Annotated in this window: 5 protein-coding genes and 1 rRNA gene; 2 read left to right on the top strand and 4 right to left on the bottom strand. The window is 42.7% G+C overall.

The features are described 5' to 3' along the window. Window positions 1–66: ribosomal RNA gene (locus Q0779_RS19680) — 16S ribosomal RNA — on the bottom strand; the annotation flags it as partial. A gap of 467 nt (window positions 67–533) precedes the next feature. After that, complete coding sequence (gmhB, locus tag Q0779_RS19675; protein ID WP_298775301.1) at window positions 534–1,088, bottom strand: D-glycero-beta-D-manno-heptose 1,7-bisphosphate 7-phosphatase; 555 nt, start codon at window positions 1,086–1,088, stop codon at window positions 534–536. A 285-nt stretch (window positions 1,089–1,373) separates the two neighbouring features. Between gmhB and Q0779_RS19670 the strand changes: the two genes are divergently transcribed. Both Q0779_RS19670 and Q0779_RS19665 read left to right on the top strand, forming a co-directional pair. After that, entirely contained in the window at window positions 1,374–2,039 is a 666-nt protein-coding gene (locus tag Q0779_RS19670; RefSeq protein ID WP_298775298.1) for a GntR family transcriptional regulator, read from the top strand. Window positions 2,040–2,232: 193 nt separating this feature from the next. Then, a complete protein-coding gene (locus tag Q0779_RS19665) occupies window positions 2,233–3,309 on the top strand; it encodes a ketoacyl-ACP synthase III (protein ID WP_298775296.1) in 1,077 nt (358 codons plus the stop codon). A 330-nt stretch (window positions 3,310–3,639) separates the two neighbouring features. On the opposite strand, the gene fadJ is transcribed toward Q0779_RS19665, so the two are convergent. After that, window positions 3,640–5,763, bottom strand: coding sequence for a fatty acid oxidation complex subunit alpha FadJ (fadJ, locus tag Q0779_RS19660; RefSeq protein WP_298775294.1), 2,124 nt, complete (start codon window positions 5,761–5,763; stop codon window positions 3,640–3,642). Window positions 5,764–5,768: 5 nt separating this feature from the next. Continuing rightward, window positions 5,769–7,079 (bottom strand): acetyl-CoA C-acyltransferase FadI, encoded by a 1,311-nt coding sequence (gene fadI, locus Q0779_RS19655; protein ID WP_298775293.1) that lies wholly within the window; start codon window positions 7,077–7,079, stop codon window positions 5,769–5,771. Window positions 7,080–7,109: the final 30 nt, after the last annotated feature.

The raw sequence follows: 7,109 nt of genomic DNA, 5'->3' as shown, positions 1-7,109 counted from the left end.
CTCGACTTGCATGTGTTAGGCCTGCCGCCAGCGTTCAATCTGAGCCATGATCAAACTCTTCAATTAAAGTTTTGTTGAAGCACTCTTTTACAAGAATGACTTCTGCTCAATGAATTCTGTGATTTGTTTCCACACTCTTCACAAAGGAAGAAGTGAAATCAAACTTTTTCATATTGCTATGAACACTCATTCATTAAGTAATTTTTTGACTGCTTCACTCTTTACTAGAAAGAAGTGAGACAGTTTCGAATAACTTAATCTCTGTGAGTGTCCACACAGATTTGCTTGTCAACTTTTTAAAGAACATGCTCTTCATTCTATTGAATGAATCAGCAGCCATTTGAATGAGTTTCAAGTGGCTAGGGGTGCGTATTATAGGGAGATTTTTATCAGGTGCAAGGGCTTTTATTATAAAATATTAAAAACACCAGACGTTCGGTCAAAGTTTAAACAAACAGTTTATTCTATCTGCTTATATGCTCATTAAAGAGTCAAAAAGTAAAACTAAATGAATACATCTAGTCTTTTCTTCTCTACTCAAGAGAAGCGAGATAATCAGGCACATTGGCAATACTGTCTAGCACAACGGTAGAGGCGGCTATGGCTTCTTCTGTGACTGTTTTTCCTGTTCTAACTAATATCCGTATTGGAATACCCGCCGTCTGTGCGGCCAGCATGTCATCACGCTTATCACCCACCATGACCGATGAACTTAAATCAAGATTAAGAAACTGTGACGCGGTTTTGAACATACCCGCTTTCGGTTTACGACACTCACACTCACACTGATATTCACCCAATCCCGCAGTCTCATGATGCGGGCAATAATAGATGCCATCTAAGTCGACCCCTTTATCGGCAAAGTTCCAATCCATCCACTCTGTCAACTGATGAAAATCATCTTCTGTATATAAGCCTCTTGCGATTCCAGACTGGTTAGTCACCACTGCAAGTTTAAACCCCATTGCTTTTAGCGATAAGCAAGCATCAAATACACCTTCAATATATTCAAAGTCATCAACTTGATATACATAACCATGATCTTTATTGATCACTCCATCTCGATCTAGAAATACTGCTCGATCCACAGCTTTATTCTCCAAGGTTAATATTTTGAAGCGAATTACACATTTTATGCATAAAATTATACCTCTTTCCTATTACGGGATCCCACTTTTATTTATTTAGCATTACAATTATGGCTATATCTGTCGCATTTTATAGGTAGCTTCATTGATTTCCTTCGTTAAAATGCATTCGAGGCACACGCTATCACCATATTTTCTTTACAATTACGTCGCTATTCATCTTTATTTATCGCCGAATAAACGGTATTCTTTCAGGTTAGAATTTCAGGTTTAAATAATGATTATATGAGTATAAGTTCCCCTATCATCCACAAAACAAGAACGCAGGTAGTGGTCGAAGTACTGAGGGAAAAAATCTTATCCGGTCACATAAAAGCAGGAGAGCCACTCAGGCAAAGTGCACTTGCTGATGAGCTCAATGTAAGCCGGATCCCCATTAGAGAAGCCTTATTGCAATTAGAAGCTGAAGGCTTGGTGAGATTTGAGGCCCATAAAGGGGCGACAGCCACTGAGCTTTCCGTTGAACAGGTAACCGAGTTATTTGAACTTAGAGCACTCATTGAAACTGAATTACTTGCCAAAGCTATTATGAATATGCAAGATGAAGATATTGAGAAAGCTGAACACATTTTAATTGAGCTTGAGTTTGCTTTTAAACAAAAACAGTCGGTCAGTAGCTGGAGTGAGCTCAATCGCCAGTTTCATACCAGTTTATACCAAGCTGCCAATCGCCCTTATGCATTAGATATGGTGCAAGGACTTAAAACGAATTGTGATCGCTATATACGTTTGCAACTCTTACTCGCAGGGGGCATAGCCCAAGCTGAGAAAGAGCATCGAGAATTACTCGATTATTGCAAGCAAAAAAATGTGGATGCGGCCGTGACATTACTTAGGCAACATATTTTACAGGCCGCTGAATCAATTCGTCAGTTAGTCCAACCTCAATAGCCCTTATCGACTATTGAGTAATAAATATTTAGCGTAAAAACAATACAATCTGACTTAATTTGTTGTTCATTTATAACGATTAAAACGAATACATTATCCTTACGTTTTGATAAGTTGAGTAAAGAGACAAATTAAGTGCTTAAACAAAAATAGTTAAGCTCACACCCTTAGCTAATATTTGAGAGAATACCTAATGCAGTACGCAACAATAACGGGCTGGGGAAAATGTGTTCCACCAGCCATCTTGACCAATCATGATCTGGAAACCTTCATCGAAACATCCGATGAATGGATAAAGCCTCGTACAGGTATTAGTCAACGCCATATCAGTCACGTCAATACCTCAGAGCTCGCATCGGTAGCTGCCAAACATGCGTTAGCTGCAGCAGGCATTGAGGCAGATGAACTTGATATGATTATTTTAGCCACTGCCACCGCCGACACCTTAATTCCTAATATTGCCTCAACGGTACAAGCCAATATTGGCGCACACTGTCCCGCCTTTGATATTAATGCCGCGTGTAGCGGATTTTTATATGCTTTAGGGTTAGCTAATGCGCAAATTCAAAGTGGGCAAAGTAAAAAAGTTTTAGTGGTTGGTGCAGAGCGTCTGTCTTTCTTCATTGATTGGTCTAAACGTGATACCGCCGTTCTGTTTGGAGATGGCGCTGGCGCTGTCGTCGTTGAAGCCACCAACACGCCGGGAGGAATACTCGGTTATGAGCTCAATAACGATCCCACCGGTCGCGATATTCTGAAATCTCAATTTGGCACAGGAATGGATAAATTTGATCCTGAGTCGTTAAACTTCTTTATTGAATTTAATGGCCAGGAAATTTTTAAACGCGCCATTGCTGGCATGGGGAAACTCAGTGCCCAAGTCCTTGAAAAATGTAAGATGACGAAAGATGATATCGATTGGGTGATCCCTCATCAGGCGAATGAACGTATTATCGATACCTTAATACATCGCATGAAAATTCCAAAAGAAAAAGCCATCGTCAATATTGCCAATTATGGTAATACCTCAGCTGCGACGATCCCTATCACGATTTGTGATGCACTAGAGCAAGGGAAAATCAAACCCGGTCAAACCATTTTATCGTGTGCTTTTGGCGCGGGGTTAACCTCTGCTGCAGCATTAATCAAATGGGGAAATAGAGTCACGCCTATCAATACATCGGATGCCACCCTCCCTCCTTGCGAGCAAACTGGCGTTGAACTGGTCAGTAAAGCTGTTGATTATTATTGCAAGAGAAATACAAAGTAAACATTTTAACACGCATCAAAGCACCGACATATCGGTCTGAACCCGATCATTTCATGCTTTATTGAACAATTAACAGATGTGTTAAATATATCAAGATCCGGGTCTTACCTTGTCAGGCTCGGTTTTTTTGTCGATTTACCAATCAGAGAGCATAGCCATTTCTTTGAAGCGATGAAATTGACGGCCCCCTTATGTAGCGCTTAATATGGGGCGTACTATAAAACACAAATAAAAACGCCAATAAGTTAAATTTATTGGCGTTTTTTATTAACGTCGCTTTACCATGTCATCATTACGTCGCTGTATCGATAAGCCTTTTTGGCAATGTGTTTATTGCTCGAAAAAACGACTCTTATTTTCAGCCATATCCACCAACATTTGGCAAGGCTCAAAACGATCACCAAATTGCGCTTTATAATCATTGAGAATAGACACTAACTTGCCCGCACCGAGTGTATCAATGTAGCGGAAAGGCCCACCGAGAAAGGGAGGGAAACCAATACCAAAAATAGCGCCAATATCACCGTCTCTTGGACAGGCAATAATCTTCTCTTCTAGACAACGTACGGCTTCATTGAGCATTTGCACCACACAACGCTGAGCAAGTTCATCCATACTGCCATTGGCTCCGGGTGTTAACCCCAATACCTGATAAACGCTCTCATCGACTTGTTTCTTCTTTTTCTTGCCTTTATTGTATAAATAGAAACCTTTCTGGTTTTTACGCCCTTTTCGATCGTCCGCCATCAAAGCATCAAAGGCTGCTGGCGCTTTAAACCGCTCTCCCAATTCCGCTTCTAAAATGGGCGATATTTTGGCGCCAACATCAATCCCCACTTCATCAAGTAAGGTCATAGGTCCAACAGGGAAACCAAATTTAACCAGCGCTTTATCTAAATGCTCCACGCTTTGGCCTTCTAGCAATAAAGCCGCAGCTTCATTCATGTATAAGGCTAAAATACGGTTCACATAAAAACCTGCACCATCTTGAACCACAATCGGCGTCTTGCCTTGTTTACGAGCAAAAGCCACTGTCGTCGCAATCGTTTCTGGCGAGGTTTTAGCATGAGCAATCACTTCTACAAGCGGCATTTTCTCTACTGGTGAGAAATAATGCAGTCCGATAACATTTTCTGGACGCGTCGCCGCCTCTGCAATCTGGCTAATGGGTAATGAAGAGGTATTCGAGGCAAAAATAGTCGACTCAGAACACTCACGCTCAATGTCTTTGACCATTTGATGTTTAAGGGCTAAATCTTCAAATACAGCTTCAACCACGATATCGGTATTTTTGACTCCCGTAAAATCGGTGCTCGTGGTCATCAATGCCATGACATTATCACGAACCGCTGGCGTCATATGACGTCGTTTAACCCCTTTATCCAACAGTTTATAAGCGTAAGATAAGGCGTTACTTAACCCTTTTTGATTAATATCTTTAACTCGAACAGGAATTTTCGCTTTGCTGCTCGTCACAGAAGCAATTCCGCCGCCCATTAACCCACCACCAAGCACCATGGCTTTTTTAATGTCTTTGGGTTGAACATCCCCTGCACCGGTTTCTTTTTTCATTTCAGTGGTCGCAAAAAAGAGACTGCGTAATGCTGCCGACTCACTGGAGACGACTAACTCTGAAAATGACTGTGCTTCAACGGCTAATCCCTTCGTTATTCCTTTTGCCATCCCTTGACGAACACAATGAATAATTTTCGCTGGGGCAGGATAATTGCCTTGAGTTTTCTTCGCCACTTGTTTGCTGGCTTGATCGAAAATGATATTACGGCCAACACTGGTTCCTTCTAACACCCGCTCCATCAGTGGCTTTTGCTTTTTAGCGCTCTTTTTTCCTTTAAGGGCCATTGCTACAGCCGTTTCAAGCAAAATAGACTCTGGCACCATATCATCCACAAGCCCCATTTTAAGGGCTTGTTTAGGCCTCACTTGTTTACCCGTTAGCATCAAATCTAGCGACTTCGCCACGCCCACTAATCTCGGTAATCTTTGTGTTCCCCCACCACCAGGTAACAAACCCAGCTGCACTTCAGGAAGGCCCATTAAGGTTTTTTTACTGTCACTACAAACCCGTTGATGACAAGCCAGCGCCAGCTCTAATCCCCCCCCTAAACACACACCGTGTATGGCCGCCACCACAGGAATATTAAGCCCTTCCAGTTCATTGAAAACAACATGCCCTTCTGATGATACGGTTTTCGCATCTTTGGCCGTTCGGCAAGCATCGAGCATGCTAATATCGGCGCCCGCCACAAAGGAATCTTTCTTTCCAGAAACCAGCACTAAGCCTTTAATTTGACTATCGCTTTTGATTTCATTAAGAACATCTCGAATTTCAGGGCCAAACTCGGCTCTGAGCGTGTTCATGGTTTCACCCGGCACATCCATAGTTAACACGGCAATACCATCTTCACGGCGGGTTAAATTAAATGTTTTTGTCATCAGTCTTACTCCACTTCAACTATCATGGCAGTCCCTAAACCCCCTGCCGCACATGCTGTTGCTAATCCCGTTCCGCCGCCCCGTCTTTTTAATTCACGGCAAACTTGCGTTACCAAACGTGTCCCTGTTGCAGCGAAGGGATGCCCATAGGCAAGCGATCCCCCCAATACATTAAACTTATCCATATCAATCTGACCTATGGCGCGATTGCGGCCTAACTTTTCTTCGGCAAACTTTTTCGACTCAAACATTTGCATATTAGCAAGTGATTGCGCCGCAAACGCTTCATGCATTTCAATTAAGGTTAAATCTTCAAGCTCCATACCCGCTCTTTTCAACGCTAGAGGTGTGGCATAAGAAGGCCCCATTAGCATGTCTTGCCATACATCAATCGCGCAATGCGCATAACTCTTGATATAACCTAACGGTTCATAACCTAACGCTTTGGCGTGACCTTCGCTCATCATTAATACGGCAGAGGCACCATCTGTTAAAGGGGTACTATTGGCCGCTGTCACTGTGCCGTGTTTACGGTCAAATGCTGGGCGTAATTTGGCATAAGATGCCAGCTCAGAATTGGTGCGGATATTATTATCACGCTCAATAAATTGCTTGTAAGGAGGCACGTGAGCCGTCATCACTTCATCGTTAAGCTTGCCTGCATCCCATGTTTGTGTAGCGAGTGTGTGTGAGCGATGAGCTAATGCATCTTGATCCGCGCGGCTAATATTATAGGTCTTAGCCATTTGCTCAGCCGTTTGCCCCATTGACAAACCAGTGGAATATTCAGCCACAGCTGGAGGAACAGGTAATAAATCTTTCAACCCAAGACGGCGAAAAATAGCCAGTTTTTGTGAAAAAGTCCGTGCTTTATTCAAATCAACCAGCGCATGGGCGAGTTTAGTCGAGACCCCTATTGGCAGTACAGATGAAGAATCTGAGCCACCGGCAACACCAATATCCATATTGCCCGTCATAATTGACTCAGCCACACTGATCGCAGACTGAAAGCTGGTTGCACAAGCACGAGTCACGCTATAAGCATCGGTATGGACATTCATACCAGTGCCTAAAACAATCTCTCTTGCGATGTTGGGTGCCTTAGGCATTTGCACCACTTGCCCGAACACAAGTTGTTCAATTAATTTAGGATCCAGATCAGAGCGAGTGATGAGTTCATTTACAACCATCTTCCCCATATCCAGCGCTGAAACACCATGAAAAGCGGTTGCCTGTTTTGCAAAAGGCGTACGTAAGCCTGATACAATTGCAATCCGCTCGCCTTTGGCATTTGTTACCTGTTGTCTATCACTCATTTGTCGCCCTCTTATTCATCTTATCTAAAA

It is taken from the genome of uncultured Shewanella sp. (assembly GCF_947491715.1).
GTDB lineage: Bacteria > Pseudomonadota > Gammaproteobacteria > Enterobacterales > Shewanellaceae > Shewanella.
This window is presented reverse-complemented; position numbering and strand designations above follow the sequence as displayed.

What these genes read in the sequence shown, in the direction of transcription:
- Q0779_RS19670 (WP_298775298.1), top strand. Translation starts at nt 1,374, where the DNA reads ATGAGTATAAGTTCCCCTATCATCCACAAAACAAGAACGCAGGTAGTG.
- Q0779_RS19665 (WP_298775296.1), top strand. Translation starts at nt 2,233, where the DNA reads ATGCAGTACGCAACAATAACGGGCTGGGGAAAATGTGTTCCACCAGCC.
- fadJ (WP_298775294.1), bottom strand. Translation starts at nt 5,763, where the DNA reads ATGACAAAAACATTTAATTTAACCCGCCGTGAAGATGGTATTGCCGTG.
- fadI (WP_298775293.1), bottom strand. Translation starts at nt 7,079, where the DNA reads ATGAGTGATAGACAACAGGTAACAAATGCCAAAGGCGAGCGGATTGCA.